15 protein-coding genes are annotated in these 17,114 nt (G+C 61.7%); 11 read left to right on the top strand and 4 right to left on the bottom strand.

All coding sequences use genetic code 11. The features are described from left to right. Positions 1–10 precede the first annotated feature (10 nt). A complete protein-coding gene (locus tag QOS90_RS24745) occupies positions 11–946 on the top strand; it encodes a chemotaxis protein CheV (protein WP_027596634.1) in 936 nt (311 codons plus the stop codon). 55 nt (positions 947–1,001) lie between these two features. Next, entirely contained in the window at positions 1,002–1,802 is an 801-nt protein-coding gene (locus tag QOS90_RS24740; RefSeq protein ID WP_085274208.1) for an MOSC domain-containing protein, read from the top strand. 100 nt (positions 1,803–1,902) lie between these two features. Here the strand turns inward: QOS90_RS24740 and QOS90_RS24735 are convergent, their stop codons facing one another. Then, positions 1,903–3,831 carry a transglycosylase SLT domain-containing protein gene (locus QOS90_RS24735; RefSeq protein WP_027596633.1) on the bottom strand — a complete coding sequence of 643 codons (1,929 nt, stop codon included), beginning with the start codon at positions 3,829–3,831 and terminating at the stop codon, positions 1,903–1,905. A gap of 220 nt (positions 3,832–4,051) precedes the next feature. Between QOS90_RS24735 and QOS90_RS24730 the strand changes: the two genes are divergently transcribed. Beyond that, on the top strand, positions 4,052–5,980 hold the full coding sequence (locus QOS90_RS24730) for an ATP-binding cassette domain-containing protein (protein WP_027596632.1): 1,929 nt from the start codon (positions 4,052–4,054) through the stop codon (positions 5,978–5,980). A gap of 128 nt (positions 5,981–6,108) precedes the next feature. On the opposite strand, the gene QOS90_RS24725 is transcribed toward QOS90_RS24730, so the two are convergent. Then, complete coding sequence (locus tag QOS90_RS24725; RefSeq protein WP_085274209.1) at positions 6,109–6,549, bottom strand: universal stress protein; 441 nt, start codon at positions 6,547–6,549, stop codon at positions 6,109–6,111. Between the two features lie 110 nt (positions 6,550–6,659). On the opposite strand from QOS90_RS24725, the gene QOS90_RS24720 reads away from it, so the two are divergent. From QOS90_RS24720 to QOS90_RS24690, 7 genes are all read left to right on the top strand, one after another. Continuing rightward, on the top strand, positions 6,660–7,097 hold the full coding sequence (locus tag QOS90_RS24720) for a hypothetical protein (protein WP_085274210.1): 438 nt from the start codon (positions 6,660–6,662) through the stop codon (positions 7,095–7,097). Between the two features lie 514 nt (positions 7,098–7,611). After that, positions 7,612–9,759 (top strand): fatty acid oxidation complex subunit alpha FadB, encoded by a 2,148-nt coding sequence (gene fadB / locus QOS90_RS24715; RefSeq protein ID WP_085274211.1) that lies wholly within the window; start codon positions 7,612–7,614, stop codon positions 9,757–9,759. A gap of 21 nt (positions 9,760–9,780) precedes the next feature. Then, on the top strand, positions 9,781–10,956 hold the full coding sequence (fadA, locus tag QOS90_RS24710; protein ID WP_027596628.1) for an acetyl-CoA C-acyltransferase FadA: 1,176 nt from the start codon (positions 9,781–9,783) through the stop codon (positions 10,954–10,956). A gap of 77 nt (positions 10,957–11,033) precedes the next feature. Next, on the top strand, positions 11,034–11,285 hold the full coding sequence (locus QOS90_RS24705) for a DUF1653 domain-containing protein (protein ID WP_027596627.1): 252 nt from the start codon (positions 11,034–11,036) through the stop codon (positions 11,283–11,285). 100 nt (positions 11,286–11,385) lie between these two features. Continuing rightward, positions 11,386–13,995, top strand: coding sequence for a type I DNA topoisomerase (gene topA, locus QOS90_RS24700; RefSeq protein ID WP_027596626.1), 2,610 nt, complete (start codon positions 11,386–11,388; stop codon positions 13,993–13,995). Positions 13,996–14,216: 221 nt separating this feature from the next. Beyond that, positions 14,217–14,732 (top strand): DUF6586 family protein, encoded by a 516-nt coding sequence (locus QOS90_RS24695; RefSeq protein ID WP_027596625.1) that lies wholly within the window; start codon positions 14,217–14,219, stop codon positions 14,730–14,732. Positions 14,733–14,782: 50 nt separating this feature from the next. Beyond that, positions 14,783–15,016: a hypothetical protein gene (locus QOS90_RS24690; protein WP_004376430.1), complete on the top strand. Its 234-nt coding sequence runs from the start codon at positions 14,783–14,785 to the stop codon at positions 15,014–15,016. A 50-nt stretch (positions 15,017–15,066) separates the two neighbouring features. Here the strand turns inward: QOS90_RS24690 and sulA are convergent, their stop codons facing one another. Together sulA and lexA are read right to left on the bottom strand one after the other, a co-directional pair. After that, positions 15,067–15,543, bottom strand: coding sequence for an SOS-induced cell division inhibitor SulA (gene sulA / locus QOS90_RS24685; RefSeq protein ID WP_027596624.1), 477 nt, complete (start codon positions 15,541–15,543; stop codon positions 15,067–15,069). A gap of 13 nt (positions 15,544–15,556) precedes the next feature. Beyond that, the gene (gene lexA / locus QOS90_RS24680; protein WP_027596623.1) at positions 15,557–16,165 is read right to left on the bottom strand and encodes a transcriptional repressor LexA; all 609 of its coding nucleotides are present in this window, start codon (positions 16,163–16,165) and stop codon (positions 15,557–15,559) included. 206 nt (positions 16,166–16,371) lie between these two features. Between lexA and QOS90_RS24675 the strand changes: the two genes are divergently transcribed. Continuing rightward, a complete protein-coding gene (locus tag QOS90_RS24675; RefSeq protein ID WP_027596622.1) occupies positions 16,372–17,082 on the top strand; it encodes a TetR/AcrR family transcriptional regulator in 711 nt (236 codons plus the stop codon). Positions 17,083–17,114 lie beyond the last annotated feature (32 nt).

Here is a 17,114-nt window from a genome sequence, read left to right as displayed (position 1 = left end):
GGGGTTTCCAATGGCCGGCATTCTCGACACAGTAGACCAACGCACGCAATTGGTGGGCGAGAACCGCCTGGAAATTCTGATGTTCCGCCTGGCAGGTCGGCAGCTCTTCGCGATCAACGTGTTCAAGGTGCAGGAAGTGCTCCAACTGCCCAAGCTGACCCTGATGCCGCAGCGCCATGCCTTTGTCTGCGGCGTGGTCAACCTGCGTGGGCAGACCCTGCCGGTGATCGACCTGTCCCAGGCGATCGGCATGCGGCCCCTGCAACCCGGGCCGGACAGCACTATCATCGTCACGGAATACAACCGCTCGGTGCAGGCCTTCCTGGTGGGGGGCGTTGACCGCATCGTCAACATGAACTGGGAAGCGATCATGCCGCCGCCGACCAGTGCCGGGCGACAGCACTACCTGACCGCCATCACCAAGGTCGACGAGAAACTGGTCGAAGTGATTGATGTGGAGAAGGTCCTGGCAGAAATCGTCCCGTACAACGCCAAGGTCTCCGGCGAACGGCTTGCCGACCCCGTGCTGGCCCGCGCCAGAGGCCGTGAAGTATTACTGGTGGACGACTCCAGCGTTGCCTTGGCACAGCTGCGTGACACCCTGTCGCAACTGGGCATGAAGCTGCACGTGGCCAGTGATGGCTTGAAGGCGCTGCGCCTGCTCAAAAGCTGGGCTGACGCCGGTGAGAATGTGTGCGAGAAGCTGCTGATGGTGTTCACCGACGCCGAAATGCCGGAGATGGACGGTTACCGGTTGACCACCGAGATCCGCAGCGATGCCCGCTTGCGTCAGCTCTACGTGGTGCTGCACACCTCGTTGTCGGGCAGTTTCAACGAATCCATGGTCAAGAAGGTGGGCTGCGATAACTTCTTGTCCAAGTTCCAGCCGGATCGCCTGGTCGAGGTGGTCAAGCAGCGCCTGCTGCTGGATACGGCTACTGCGTGATCCCTGGCCCTGCCGGGTATAAGCTTGGCGTTTCGAATGACGCGAGGCGGCAGGGATGTTTCTGAGTGAGTTGTATCGATACCCGGTGAAGTCGGGGCAGGCGCAAAGCCTGCAGGCTTCGCCGGTCGGCCAGTTGGGGTTGTTGGGTGACCGTCGCTGGATGGTGGTGGAGGCGGAAAATGGCCGCTTCCTCACCCAGCGTGCCTGGCCACAGCTCGGCCAGCTCAGGGCGAGCGATGACGATGCTGGGCAGTTGCTGCTGGAGGCCCCAGGGCAGGTGCCATTGCGGGTGCCTGTACCGCTTACCGACGATGACTTGCGGGGCGTGACTATCTGGCGCGACACCCTGCGGGTGCCCGATGCTGGCGAGGCGGCGGCGCACTGGCTGTCGGCGTTGCTGGGCAAGGACGTGCGGCTGGTGTATTGCCCGGAGCAACGGGCGCGTTACCTGCCCAATGGTTATGGCTTGAACAGTGACCGTGCGGCGTTTCCGGATGGTTTTCCGCTGCTGTTGATCGGCCAGGGGTCGTTGGACGAGCTCAGTCGGCGCGTTGGCCGGCCCATGGAGATGCTACGGTTCAGGCCCAACCTGGTGGTGCAAGGCGCAGAACCGTTCGCCGAGGACGGCTGGAAGCGGGTTCGTATCGGCACCCTCGAGTTTCGCGTGCTCAAGCCCAGCGTGCGGTGCATTCTCACCACCATCGATCCACGGACCGGCGAACGCAGCCCGGACCGCGAGCCCATGACCACGCTCAAAACGTTCCGCGAGAGAGAAGGGGATGTGTTGTTCGGGCAGAACCTGGCGGCGGATGGCAGTGGCGTGCTGGAAGTGGGGATGAAGGTCGAAGTCCTGTAGGAGCAGCCTTGCGCTGCGAAGAGGCCGGTAACAACACCGAAGATCCAGGGTGTTTTTACCGGCCTCTTCGCAGCGCAAGGCTGCTCCTGCAAGGGGTAGCTTACATATCGTCGAAGTAGCGCTCGTGCCAATCCACCAGCGGCTGCGGCGAGTTGAGCTTCTGCCCGTAGATCACCGAATACGACAGCACGTTCTGGACGTACTGGCGCGTCTCGTCGAACGGGATCGACTCCACCCACACATCGAAGCTCAGGTGTTTAGCGCCCTTGAGCCACTGGCGTACCCGCCCGGGGCCGGCGTTATAGGCCGCCGAAGCGAGTACCCGGTTGCCATTGAATTGGCTGTGCACCTGGCTCAGGTACGCGGCCCCCAGCTGAATGTTCTTGTCAGGGTTGAACACCTGCGCCGGCGAGGCCAGCGGGATGCTGAACTTGCGCGCGGTTTCCTTGGCGGTGGCCGGCATCAGCTGCATCAAGCCGCTGGCACCCACGCTGGAGCGCGCATCTTCCATGAAGGCACTTTCCTGACGGGTAATGGCGAACACCCAGCTTGAATGCAGGCCGCGGACCTTGGCCTCGCGCACCAGGGTGTCGCGGTGGGCCATCGGGAAGCGGATGTCCAGGTCATCCCAGTACTGGGCCTGGCTGATGGTCCGAATGGCCGGGAAGTACCAGCGCAGTTCATAGGCCAGGCGTGCCTGGGCGACCATCTCGTCACGGGTGAAGTGGCGGCTGACGTGGTACCACTCGCGGCGCCCTTCGACGATCTGCCCGCGGGCATGGAATTCCAGTGCGCGCTGAATGCCCGGGGTATTGCGCACCTTAGTGACCAACTGCTGGCTCAGCACCAGGGGCTTGTTGTTCAGCTGGTAGGGGGTTTGTGCACGGTCGGCAGCGAGGAAACCATAGAAGTCACGCTCGCGCGCCACGGTCTTGTACAGCAGTGGAATCTGCGGGTTGTTCGGTTGGGCCAGTTCGAGGCTGCGTGCCTGCCAGTACTTCCAGCGGTTGCTGCTGGCCAGGTCCTGGGGCAGGCGCTTGGTCAGCTCGTAGGCATCTTCCCAGCGGCCCAGACGCAGCAACAGGCGCAGGCGCCATTCGCTGACGGTGTTGTCGCGCAGCTCGGGGTCGTAGCGGGTCATCAGGTCGAGCGCGCGTGGGTCGTAGCGGCGCGCCAGGGTCAGGCCGATCTCGCGGGCGATTGCCACCTTCTCGTCGCGGGAGAAGTGCATGCGCTGGGCATAGTCGTCGAGCAGGGCCATGGCCCGCTCCGGGTCCTGCCGGGCCAGTCGGCGCAAGCCGAGGCTGACCACGTCAGACATGGCCTCGTTGACCGGGGTGAAGCGCGACGGCTGGTTGAGCAGCTCGGGCTTCTGTGCCACATCGATCAGCAGGCGCCCTTGCGGGCCGAGGGTGGTCAGGGTTTTGACCAGGTTGTTGGCCAGGCCGTAGTTGCGCGCCTGGGCCGCCAGCTTGGTGCGGTTCCAGCGCTTGGCCTCGGTCAACTGGCCCTCGGCGGCCCACATGCCGAACAGCGTGTCACAGGCCGCCGGTTGCGACTTGCCGACATTCCACAGTTTATCGGCCGTGGCATAGCCTTCGGCGCGCAGGCCGTGGCTGAGCTGGTACTGGCCGTTGAGGCAGTCCAGTTCGGTGAAATTGAGCTTGGGGTCGTAGTACTTGACGAAGGTGTTCCATTCGCCGCGCTCGGCCAGCCAGCGCAACCAGCGCAGTTTCATCCAGTTGGCCTGGGGCAGGTCGCCGTGTTTGGCCAGGAACCCTTCGATTTCTTCGTTGCTGGCGCTCTTCAGGCGTGCGGTCAGCTCGTCGTAGGTCAGGTAGGGCGTCAGCGGGTAATCACGCAATTGCTGGGCATAGCGCAGGTACGGGCCTTTGTCGCCCTTGGCCAGGGCGCGCTTGGCCTCGTCGTAGTACTGGCGCTGTTGAGTGAGGTCGAGGGCCTGCGCCGCGCTGGCGGTGGCGGCGGTAAGCAGCAAGCAGGATGCAATCTGTAACAGGCGGCTGCGCATGATACGTCCGGGCAGTTGAACCATGGGGAAGTGACGGCGAAGCCAGCACTGTTGGAAGCTATGCCTTAGCTTAGCCGTTTGCCGGCGGCAGATGAAAGCACAGCGCTTGTATCAAGACATTATGTTCGACCAGATGTCGTAAAGCCCTCACCGGGTGGTCAACTTAATGCCGTGGGGGCCCAAGTCAGGTAGAATGCGCGCCCGATTTATGGAGACCAACATGACCCTGCTCAAATTCAGCGATGTGTCCCTCGCATTCGGCGCCATGCCGCTGCTGGACAAAGTGTCCTGGCAGATCGCTCGTGGCGAGCGGGTGTGCATCATCGGCCGCAACGGCACCGGCAAGTCGAGCATGCTGCGCCTGGTCAAAGGCGAGCAGAAGGGCGACGACGGCGAGATCTGGCGCGCTCCGGGCCTGAAGATCGGCGAGCTGCCGCAGGAATTGCCGCTGGCCGACGAGCGCAGCGTGTTCGATGTGGTGGCCGAGGGCCTCGATGGCGTTGGCGCGTTGCTGGCCGAGTTCCATCACCTGAGCCAGAACATCCAGGGCGACGAAGACCTGGAAAAACTCATGCACGTTCAGCACGAGCTCGAAGCCCGTGACGGCTGGCGCCTGCAGCAGGTGGTCGAAAGCACCCTGAGCCGTCTGCAACTGCCTGCCGACAAGACCTTGGCCGAGCTGTCCGGTGGCTGGCGCCGCCGCGTGCTGTTGGCCCAGGCGCTGGTGTCGGAGCCTGACCTGCTGCTGCTCGACGAGCCGACCAACCACCTGGACATCGGTGCGATCGCCTGGCTTGAAGAGGCGCTGCGCGGGTTCAATGGCGCGGTACTGTTCATTACCCACGACCGGTCCTTCCTGCAGAACCTGGCCACTCGCATCCTCGAACTGGACCGCGGCGGGCTGATCGACTGGAACGGTGATTACGCCAGCTTCCTGGTGCACAAAGAAGCGGCGCTGGCCGCCGAGGAAACCGCCAACGCGCTGTTCGACAAGCGCCTGGCCCAGGAAGAAGTGTGGATCCGCCAGGGCATCAAGGCCCGGCGTACCCGTAACGAAGGGCGCGTACGTGCCCTCAAGGCCTTGCGCGTCGAGCGCGGCGAGCGCCGTGAGCGTCAGGGCAAGGCGAACATCCAGATCGAGGCGGCGGACAAGTCCGGCAAGCAGGTCATGGTGCTGGAAAATATCAGCTTCGCCCATGCCGACGGCCCAATGCTGGTCAAGGACTTCTCCATGGTCCTGCAGCGTCAGGACCGTATCGGCCTGCTGGGTGCCAACGGTACCGGCAAGACCACCTTGCTCAAGATGATGCTCGGTGACCTGGAGCCTATCTCGGGCAAGGTCGAGCGTGGCACCAAGCTGGAAGTGGCCTACTTCGACCAGATGCGCCATCAGCTCGATCTGGAAAAGACCGTGATCGACAACCTGGCCGAAGGCCGCGATTTCATCGAGATCGATGGCCAGAACCGCCACGTGCTCAGCTACCTGGGCGACTTCCTGTTCAGCCCCCAGCGTGCCCGTACGCCGGTCAAGGCGCTGTCGGGTGGCGAGCGTGCGCGCCTGCTGTTGGCCAAGCTGTTCAGCAAGCCGGCCAACCTGCTGGTGCTCGACGAACCGACCAACGACCTCGATGTGGAAACCCTCGAGCTGCTCGAAGAGGTGCTGTCCAACTACAAGGGCACCGTGCTGATGGTCAGCCACGACCGGGCCTTCCTCGACAACGTCGTCACCAGCACCCTGGTGTTCGAAGGCGAGGGCAAGGTGCGCGAGTATGTCGGTGGCTATGAGGACTGGATCCGTCAGGGCGGCTCGCCCAAGCTGCTGGGCGTGACCGAAAGCAAGGGCGGCAAGTCCGAGCTCAACAGCGCGGTAGTGGAGAAGCAGGACGTGCAAGCCGCACCGGCGCCAGCGGCAGCCGTGGCCGACGCCTCGAAGAAGAAACTCAGCTACAAACTGCAGCGTGAGCTGGAGATGTTGCCTGGGCAGATCGATGCGATCGAACAGCGCATGGCTGAGGCGCAGGAAGAAGTGAATGCGGCGGGCTTCTATCAGCGGCCAATCGCCGAGACTTCGGCGGTGCTGGCGCAGATCGAGAAGCTGCAAGGCGAGCTGGATGTGCTGGTAGAGCGCTGGGCTGAGCTGGAAGGCTGATCAGCGGTTAACCTGAGCCGGCCCCTTCGCGGGGCAAGCCCGCTCCCACAGGATCGCCACATGTCTCAAGGCTTGTGGCGTACCTGTGGGAGCGGGCTTGCCCCGCGAAGAGGCCGGTACAGGTCAAATCATTCCTTCTTCTGTAGCCGCACCGCCAGCACGTCACATGGCGCGCCATGCAGCACGTCGTTGGCAGTGGAGCCCAGCAGCAAAGCCAGGCCATGTCGGCCATGGCTGCCGACCACGATCAAGTCGCACTTCTGGTCCTTGGCCAGTTGGTGGATTTCCTGGCGTGGCTGGCCGTAGGTCAGGTGGGAATCGCCGCGGTTGATACCCGGGTATTTGTTGTACAAGCGCTCCATGCGCTCCTTGGCCTGGTCGAACTGCTGCTGTTGCAGCTGCGACAGGTCCATGGGCACGTCGCCGCCAAATGCCATGGCCATGGGTTCGACGATGTGTACCAGGGATACCTTGGCGCCTGAGGGTTCCGCGAGCTTCATAGCGCGCTTGATCACCGGGTCGCATTCTTCGGTCAGGTCGACGGCGACCAACAAATGTTCGTATTGCATGAGCGGTACTCCTGACAATCGCGATAGAAGAAGTATGGTCGCTTTCGGGCGGGTCTTCCGTGAAAAATGGCTAACCAGCTCATTTGCAACGCTTTATGGGGTCTACTGATATGACGGTATTGCTGGTGGTGTCAATCCTTGCGCTGATTCTCAGCCCGCTTTCCTGGTTGCGCACGTCGCGTAAGCAGGGCGAGCAGATGAACCTGCGCCTGGAAGCGCGTCGCATGGGCCTGGCCATGCAGCTGGCGCCTCAGCAATGGCCACATTGGCTGGAAAAGGAGCCGCCAAGCCCCTGCCCGCAGTACCACCGTGGGCGGCGCAAGGGGCGCGAGGACAGCTTCTGCTACTGGCAGGTCACGCCAGGCGTGTGGTGGAACCAATGGCGCGAGCCGTGTGAGGATCCGCAGCTTGCCGAGGCCTTTGCGCGCTTGCCGGCCAGTGTCTACAAGGTTGAGGCCGACCCCCGCATGATCGCTTTGTACTGGACCGAGCGGGGCGATAAATCTGTATTGCAGGATATTGCGCACGTCCTCGAAACCCTCGCCTGACCCCTCGCCAATTAAAAAGCGCGTTAAACGACAAAGCGGCGGCTTGGCAGAGCCCCTGAAGGGGTGGGGTGCCAAGTCGCCGCTTTGCGTTCTGCTGCGCAGAAAAGGCCAGGCAGGCCGGGAATGCTTGAAGCCATTGGCAGTGTAGTCGGCTGCCAGCGATCTGCTGAAAAAAATCTTCCCCTGGCAGGCACGGGCCTGTTTTCCCATGGTCAATTGCTGACATGAATGTGCAGCGATCACTGACGTCATGCTTTGTACCCAGACCCTACAAAATGACCGGAAAGTCGCGTTTTCACTCAGTGCGTGAGCATTTGACAACGCTGATCTTTTCGGAGAATGTGTGCACACCCAAATCAAACGGGCGTATGAATTGAGCGTTTGTATGTCACACGGCTCGTTCATAGTCCCGACTAGCGCGCTGACGGGTGTGCCTGGGGCAGGGCGGCATGGCCTGCCTGATGCAGCAGCGACCGGCGTGTACAGTTAGCTTCCATATCGTGGAGATCAGTTGATGATTTACGAAGGTAAAGCCATCACGGTTAAGGCTCTTGAAAGTGGCATCGTCGAACTCAAGTTCGATCTCAAGGGTGAGTCCGTCAACAAATTCAATCGCCTGACCCTGAACGAGCTTCGCGAAGCGGTCGATGCCATCAAGGCCGACGCTTCGGTCAAGGGCGTAATCGTCAGCAGCAGCAAGGACGTGTTCATCGTCGGCGCCGACATCACCGAGTTCGTCGACAACTTCAAGCTGCCCGAGGCCGAGCTGGTAGCTGGCAGCCTGGAAGCCAACCGCATCTTCAATGCCTTCGAAGACCTCGAAGTGCCAACCGTTGCCGCCATCAATGGCATCGCCCTGGGCGGTGGCCTGGAAATGTGCCTGGCGGCCGATTACCGGGTCATGGCCAGCACTGCCAAGATTGGCCTGCCTGAAGTCAAACTGGGCATCTACCCAGGCTTCGGCGGTACCGTGCGCCTGCCGCGACTGATCGGTTCGGACAACGCGGTCGAGTGGATTGCCGCCGGCAAGGAAAACCGTGCCGAAGACGCCCTCAAGGTCGGTGCCGTCGACGCCGTGGTCGCCCCTGAGCTGCTGCAAGCCGGTGCCCTGGACCTGATCAAGCGCGCCATCAGCGGCGAGCTGGACTACAAGGCCAAGCGCCAGCCGAAACTGGAAAAGCTCAAGCTCAATGCCATCGAGCAGATGATGGCGTTCGAGACGGCCAAAGGCTTTGTCGCAGGCCAGGCTGGGCCGAACTACCCAGCGCCGGTCGAAGCCATCAAGACCATTCAGAAGGCCGCCAACTTCGGCCGTGACAAGGCCCTGGAAATCGAAGCCGCAGGCTTTGCCAAGCTGGCCAAGACGTCGGTTGCCCATAGCCTGATCGGCCTGTTCCTGAACGATCAGGAGCTCAAGCGCAAGGCCAAGGCCCATGACGAGATCGCCCGTGACGTGAAGCAGGCTGCCGTGCTCGGCGCTGGCATCATGGGTGGCGGCATCGCCTACCAGTCGGCGGTCAAGGGCACGCCGATCCTGATGAAGGACATCCGCGAAGACGCCATTCAGCTGGGCCTTAATGAAGCCTCCAAGCTGCTGGGCAATCGCGTTGAAAAAGGCCGCCTGACCCCCGCCAAGATGGCTGAAGCGCTCAACGCCATCCGCCCGACCCTGTCCTACGGCGACTTCGCCCACGTCGACATCGTCGTCGAGGCCGTGGTCGAGAACCCGAAGGTCAAGCAAGCCGTGTTGGCAGAAGTCGAAGGCCAGGTGAAAGAGGATGCCATCCTCGCCTCCAACACCTCGACCATCTCCATCAACCTGCTGGCCAAAGCGCTCAAGCGCCCAGAAAACTTCGTCGGCATGCACTTCTTCAACCCGGTGCACATGATGCCGCTGGTCGAAGTCATTCGCGGCGAGAAGTCCAGTGAAGTGGCGGTCGCCACCACCGTGGCGTATGCCAAGAAAATGGGTAAGAACCCAATCGTGGTCAACGACTGCCCGGGCTTCCTGGTCAACCGCGTGCTGTTCCCGTACTTCGGCGGTTTCGCCAAGCTGGTCAGCGCTGGCGTCGACTTCGTGCGCATCGACAAGGTCATGGAGAAGTTCGGCTGGCCCATGGGCCCTGCCTACCTGATGGACGTGGTCGGCATCGACACCGGCCACCATGGCCGCGACGTGATGGCCGAAGGCTTCCCGGACCGCATGAAGGACGAGCGCCGCTCGGCGGTAGATGCCCTGTACGAGGCCAACCGCCTGGGCCAGAAGAACGGCAAGGGCTTCTACGCCTACGAGACCGACAAGCGTGGCAAGCCGAAGAAGGTGTTCGACGCCGCCGTGCTCGACGTGCTCAAGCCGATCGTGTTCGAGCAGCGTGAAGTCACTGACGAAGACATCATCAACTGGATGATGGTCCCGCTGTGCCTGGAGACCGTGCGCTGCCTGGAAGACGGCATCGTCGAAACTGCCGCCGAAGCCGACATGGGCCTGGTCTACGGCATTGGTTTCCCTCCCTTCCGTGGCGGTGCATTGCGCTACATCGACGCGATCGGTGTCGCCGAATTCGTCGCCCTGGCCGATCAGTACGCTGACCTGGGGCCGCTGTACCACCCGACCGCGAAGCTGCGCGAAATGGCCAAAAATGGCCAGCGCTTCTTCAACTGAGCGTAGAGCGAGAGATTTGATATGAGCCTGAATCCAAGAGACGTGGTGATTGTCGACTTCGGTCGCACGCCAATGGGCCGCTCCAAGGGTGGCATGCACCGCAACACCCGCGCCGAAGACATGTCTGCGCACCTGATCACCAAACTGCTGGAACGCAACGGCAAGGTCGACCCCAAAGAAGTCGAGGACGTGATCTGGGGCTGCGTCAACCAGACCCTCGAGCAGGGCTGGAACATTGCCCGCATGGCGTCGCTAATGACGCCGATCCCGCACACCTCGGCGGCGCAGACCGTCAGCCGCCTGTGCGGCTCGTCGATGAGTGCGCTGCACACCGCCGCCCAGGCGATCATGACCGGCAACGGCGATGTATTCGTGGTTGGCGGCGTCGAGCACATGGGCCACGTCAGCATGATGCATGGCGTCGACCCTAACCCGCACCTGTCCTTGCATGCTGCCAAGGCTTCCGGGATGATGGGCCTGACTGCAGAGATGCTCGGCAAAATGCACGGTATCAGCCGTGAACAGCAGGATCTGTTCGGCCTGCGTTCGCACCAGCTCGCACACAAGGCGACGGTCGAAGGCAAGTTCAAGGACGAGATCATCCCGATGCAGGGCTATGACGAGAATGGCTTCCTGAAGGTCTTCGATTTTGACGAGACCATTCGCCCGGAAACCACCCTCGAAGGGCTGGCCTCGCTGAAGCCTGCGTTCAACCCGAAAGGTGGCACCGTCACCGCGGGTACTTCGTCACAGATCACCGACGGTGCTTCGTGCATGATCGTCATGTCTGGCCAGCGCGCCATGGACTTGGGCATCCAGCCATTGGCGGTGATTCGCGCCATGGCCGTGGCCGGTGTCGACCCGGCAATCATGGGCTACGGCCCGGTGCCATCGACCCAGAAAGCCCTCAAGCGTGCCGGCCTGAGCATGGCCGATATCGACTTCATCGAGCTCAACGAAGCCTTCGCCGCACAAGCCTTGCCTGTGTTGAAAGACTTGAAAGTGCTCGACAAGATGGATGAGAAGGTTAACCTGCACGGCGGCGCCATTGCTTTGGGCCACCCGTTCGGTTGCTCGGGTGCACGTATTTCCGGCACCCTGCTCAACGTCATGAAGCAGAATGGCGGTACTCTGGGGGTGGCGACCATGTGCGTCGGCCTCGGCCAGGGCATCACCACTGTCTTCGAACGCGTCTGATCGCGTCGCGGGACAGCAGCCGGGGCCTTGTGCCCCGGTTTTGTTTTTTACAGGTTTTATTAAAAAGGGTGAGCGACATGCAGATACAGCCAGGCGTATACCGGCACTACAAGGGGCCTGAGTACCGTGTCTTCAGTGTTGCGCAGCACTCCGAAACTGAAGAGTGGATGGTCTTCTACCAATGCCTGTATGGTGAATACGGGTTCTGGGTACGGCCTCTTTCGATGTTCCAGGAGTCCGTCGAGGTTGACGGCGAGCAGGTGCCACGCTTTGCTTTGGTCAAGGCCGAAGAAGGGTTGCCTGGGCTGCTGGCCAAGTCGCACGAGTGATCGACCGCGCTTGACCTCACTGTTTTGCCACTATATATAGCGGTGCCGCGTCTGGCACCTGACGCGTTTTTCATCTTCAGATTCAGGAATACTCCGATCCATGGGCAAATCGCTGGTCATTGTGGAATCCCCGGCCAAGGCCAAGACCATCAACAAGTACCTGGGCAACCAGTACGTGGTGAAGTCGAGTATCGGCCATATCCGAGACCTCCCCACCAGCGGTTCGGCCAGCGCTAGCAAAGAGCCGGCCGCCAAGCGTGGTAAGGCTGCGGGTGAGGCGCCGGCCCTTTCGCCGAAAGAAAAGGCACGCCGCCAGCTGGTGGCACGCATGGGTGTCGACCCCGACCACGGCTGGAAGGCCAAGTACGAGATCCTGCCTGGCAAGGAAAAGGTGATCGAAGAGCTGCGCCGCCTGGCCAAGGATGCTGACACCATCTACCTCGCAACCGACTTGGACCGCGAAGGGGAGGCCATTGCATGGCACCTGCGCGAAGCCATCGGTGGTGACGACACCCGCTACAAGCGCGTGGTGTTCAACGAAATTACCAAGAAGGCCATTCAAGAGGCCTTCTCGCAACCGGGCGAGCTGGACATCGACCGCGTCAACGCCCAGCAGGCGCGGCGCTTCCTCGATCGCGTGGTGGGCTACATGGTTTCGCCACTGCTGTGGGCCAAGATCGCCCGTGGCCTGTCTGCAGGCCGTGTACAGTCGGTTGCGGTGAAGCTGGTGGTCGAGCGCGAGCGCGAGATCCGTGCCTTCATCCCCGAAGAGTACTGGGAGATCCACGCCGACCTGGGCACCGCCAAGAACGCCAAGGTGCGTTTCGAAGTGGCGCGCGAGAAAGGCGAGGCCTTCAAGCCACTCAACGAAGCACAGGCCATGGCAGCGCTGGAGAAGCTCAAGGCTTCCAGCTACAGCGTGGTCAAGCGTGAAGACCGCCCGACCAGCAGCAAGCCTTCGGCGCCGTTCATCACGTCCACCTTGCAGCAGGCCGCGAGCAACCGCCTGGGCTTTGGCGTGAAGAAAACCATGATGATGGCCCAGCGTCTGTACGAAGCGGGTTACATCACCTACATGCGTACCGACTCCACCAACCTGTCGGCCGATGCCCTGGACATGGCGCGCAGCTACATCGAGCGCGAGTTCGGCAAGCAGTACCTGCCGGAAAACCCGCTGGTGTATGGCAGCAAGGAAGGCGCCCAGGAGGCGCACGAAGCGATTCGTCCTTCTGACGTCAACACCCATCCGACCAAGCTCAGCGGCATGGAGCGCGACGCAGAGCGCCTGTACGAGCTGATCTGGCGCCAGTTCCTCGCCTGCCAGATGCCGCCGGCGCAGTACCTGTCCACCAGCGTCACGGTGGCGGCTGGCGACTTCGAGCTGCGTGCCAAGGGCCGTATCCTCAAGTTCGACGGTTACACCCGTGTGCTGCCGCAACAGAGCAAGCCTGGCGAAGACGATGTGCTGCCGGAAATGGTCCAAGGTGAAGCGCTCAAGCTGATCCAGATCGACCCGAGCCAGCACTTCACCAAACCGCCAGCGCGCTTCACTGAAGCCAGCCTGGTCAAGGAAATGGAAAAGCGCGGCATTGGTCGCCCGTCGACCTACGCGGCGATTATCTCGACCATCCAGGACCGTGGCTATGTGACGTTGCACAACCGCCGCTTCTATTCCGAGAAGATGGGCGACATCGTCACCGAGCGCCTGTCCGAGAGCTTCTCCAACCTGATGGACTACGGCTTCACCGCCGGCATGGAAGAGAACCTCGACGACGTGGCCCAGGGCGAGCGTGACTGGAAGAACGTGCTCGACGAGTTCTACGGCGACTTCAGCAAAAAGCTGCAGACGGCCGAGTCGGCCGAAAACGGCATGCGTGCCAACCAGCCGACCATGACCAACATTCCGTGCAAGGAATGTGGCCGCCCGATGATGATTCGTACCGCCTCCACCGGCGTGTTCCTCGGTTGCTCGGGCTACAGCCTGCCGCCCAAGGAACGTTGCAAGGCAACCGTCAACCTGGTGCCAGGTGACGAGATTGCCGCGGATGACGAGGGTGAATCGGAATCCCGCGTGCTGTTGGGCAAGCACCGTTGCCCGATCTGCGCCACGGCGATGGACGCCTACCTGCTGGACGAGAAGCACAAGCTGCACATCTGTGGTAACAACCCGGATTGTGCGGGCTACGAGATCGAAGAGGGCAGCTACCGCATCAAGGGCTACGAAGGGCCGAGCCTGGAGTGCGACAAGTGTGGCAGCGAGATGCAACTCAAGACTGGCCGTTTCGGCAAGTTCTTCGGTTGCACCAACCCTGCGTGCAAGAACACCCGCAAGCTGCTCAAAAGCGGTGAGGCGGCGCCACCGAAGATGGACAAGGTGGAAATGCCAGAGCTGAAGTGCGAGAAGGTCGATGACACCTATGTGTTGCGCGACGGTGCTTCGGGGTTGTTCCTGGCGGCCAGCCAGTTCCCGAAAAACCGCGAGACGCGTGCGCCGCTGGTGCTGGAGATCGTCCCGCACAAGCATGAGATCGATCCGAAGTACCACTTCCTCTGCGATGCCCCGCAGAAGGACCCGGAAGGCCGCCCAGCGGTGATTCGCTACAGCCGCAAGACCAAGGAGCAGTACGTGCAGTCCGAGGTCGATGGCAAGCCGACGGGGTGGAAGGCGTTCTACGACGGCAATGCGTGGAAGGTTGAAGACAAGCGCTGATTGGCGTTGAACGGGGGCCGCTTTGCGGCCCATCGCCGGCAAGCCGGCTCCCACAGGTACAGTGCCATTTCAACGGTGGCGCTTTCCCTGTAGGAGCCGGCTTGCCGGCGATGGGGCGCAAAGCGGCCCCAGTTGTTTATGCGACATTCAGCTTGCGGCCGGCCAGGCCATCCCTGAAACTGATCCTAATCGCTTACCAGCCTTTAGGGAGGTCACTCGAGATGGCCCAGGAACTCTACACCCGCACCAACCAGAAACTGTTCTTCGCCGGCCTCGCGCTCGAGTCCATGGCCAAAGCCGAACAGGGCCAAGCCATGAACGCTCAGGGCCTGGTCCAGGCCGAACGCGAATCGGCGCTGTTCCACTTGTACGGCGCGCTTCTGGGCCTGTGCCATGAAATTGGTGGCTACTACCGCCTGCCAACGGCGTCGAGTGTCGAGCAACTGCTTGAAGGCGATGCGCTAAATGGCATCGCTATCCCCGAGGTGGCCGAGCTGCTGGAATTGGCCCGTCAGCGCGAAACCTGGCTGGCGCAAATGCTGAGTGCTTATGCCGATTTGTTCCGACCACCGGTCGCGAAAAAAACGCCTAAAACCGATGTCACCCAGCCGCTGATTCAGGCCGTCAATCTCGATGAGCCCGAGCAGCCTGCGCTGTCGCGTGAAGAGCTGGAAAGCTGGCGCAGCAATCTTAAAAGCTTGGTGAGACGTTTCCGTGACGCGTTGAGTGAGTGCTGATAGCCGCTGCGGCTGATACAATGTTGGCCTTTCGTGGAGAACAGCCTTTTATGTCTACGTCTTTTCTGGAAATTGTCGAGTTGCCTGATGGCCGGATCGAACTGCGTCGTGCGGAGGATGAGGGCTCTCTGGTAACCCTGGATTTCTCGGAAGACGCCAAGGCGTTCCTGCAGGGTCAGCATGTAGAAGTGGCCAAGGCCATGCTCAGTGTTGGCGTGCAGATGGCCGGTCGCCTGATGGATGGCGAGCTCGAACGCGACGAAGGTCCTCGCGTTCTGCATTGATCGCGTTGCTTGGTATCAGTGCTTTTGAAGTAACAGGCAAAGCCTGAACATCAGCCGAGGCGGATGTTCAGGCTTTGTGCGTTACCGGTGCTGGCTGAGCGCAGCAGCAGTTGACGTGCACTGGCATTGACGCTGCCAAGCCAGCTGACCACGGTGTGGCTGCGGCCAAGGCGCAACGCTTCGCAGGTCAGTTGCAGCGGGCTCTGATTGCCACGAGGGTGCAGCAGCAGGATGCGTTCGCGGTTGAGGCCAGCATCGCGCAACCAGGCCTGGGTCAGGCTCGAGGGTGGGGCGATCAGGGTCAGCCAGCGGGCGTCTTCCTCTTCGCTCAGTTCGCGCAGGACCGGGGCCAACAGGCTCTGGCAATGCTCGGCAGCGCCGCGCAGTGACAGCTCGCTGAACAGCTCGGGGTGGCTGCTCTTGCGCGTCTGCTCGCTGGCCTTCAGGCCCGGCAGAATGGGCTGGGCAAGGAATGCTTCGAACAATGGCAACTGGGCTTGCTCGGGTGCGTGAATGAACTGCTGCATGGCGCCTCCTGGATCAGCGGCGTATGACGCCGACGCTCAAGCCCTCGATCACCAGCTCCTGTTCTTTCAGGTCGACTTCGATGGGGGCGAATTCGGGGTTTTCGGCAACCAGCCAGACCTTGGTGCCTTCGCGCTTGAAGCGCTTGACGGTCACTTCGTCACCGATGCGGGCGACGACGATCTGGCCATTGCGGGCCTCGCGGCAGGTGTGCACTGCCAGCAGGTCACCGTCGAAGATGCCGACATCCTTCATGCTCATGCCGTGCACGCGGAGCAGATAGTCGGCGCGAGGGTGGAAGAAGGCAGGGTTGATGTTGCAGGATTGCTCGATGTGCTGCTCAGCGAGGATCGGTGCGCCCGCTGCTACCCGGCCGATGATCGGCAGGCCGCTTTCGTCGGCCTTGGCCTCGAACCCGGGGATACGGATGCCGCGGGATGCGCCGGGGGTCATCTCGATTGCGCCTTTGCGAGCAAGGGCCTTCAGGTGCTCTTCGGCGGCGTTGGGCGATTTGAAGCCCAGCTCCTGAGCGATTTCAGCGCGTGTCGGTGGAAAGCCGTTGTCTTCAAGGCAACGTTTGATGAACGCGAGAATTTCAGCTTGGCGTGGCGTCAGTTTCAACATGGTGAGCGCTCTGTCTTTTTATACAGTGACTGGGATTATATACAGTACTGGATGAGCTGCAAGCACCCTGTACGAAGAAACAGCGAGAATGGCGCTTGCAGCGCGGTCATTGGCGTTTTTAAATGGCGACCGCCCAGTCACCGAGCCTTGACAGACGAAGGCCTGAAACGTATGTTTCAAACACCTGTTTGTCTGGCGGAATAATCATGGCCCAATCGGAAACCGTTGAACGCATTCTCGATGCTGCCGAGCAGCTGTTCGCGGAAAGAGGCTTCGCTGAAACCTCGTTGCGGTTGATCACCAGCAAGGCCGGGGTGAACCTGGCGGCGGTCAACTACCACTTCGGTTCCAAAAAGGCCCTTATCCAGGCGGTCTTCTCGCGTTTCCTCGGCCCTTTCTGTGCCAGCCTCGAACGTGAACTCGAGCGTCGCCAGGCGCGCCCGGAGCAAAAGCCCAGCCTCGAAGAGCTGCTCGAAATGCTCGTCGAGCAGGCCCTGGCCGTGCAGCCGCGCAGCAACAATGACCTGTCTATCTTCATGCGCCTGCTGGGGCTGGCTTTCAGCCAGAGCCAGGGGCACCTGCGGCGTTACCTGGAAGACATGTACGGCAAGGTGTTCCGCCGCTACATGCTGCTGGTCAACGAAGCCGCGCCACGGGTTCCGCCGCTGGAGCTGTTCTGGCGCGTGCACTTCATGCTCGGCGCTGCAGCGTTCAGCATGTCCGGCATCAAGGCGTTGCGCGCCATCGCCGAAACCGATTTTGGCATCAATACCTCAATTGAGCAGGTCATGCGCCTGATGGTGCCGTTCCTGGCAGCAGGGATGCGCGCTGATAGCGGGGTCACCGACGAAGCCATGGCAGCCGCGCAACTGCGCCCGCGCAGCAAGACCAGCAGCACAGCCACCGCCAAGGCCTGAAGGCTGGGCGGGGCAGGGCGCTTCGGCTAAGC

This window comes from Pseudomonas sp. LAIL14HWK12:I10 (assembly GCF_900184205.1).
In the GTDB taxonomy this organism is placed as follows: Bacteria; Pseudomonadota; Gammaproteobacteria; order Pseudomonadales; family Pseudomonadaceae; genus Aquipseudomonas; species Aquipseudomonas kermanshahensis.
This window is presented reverse-complemented; position numbering and strand designations above follow the sequence as displayed.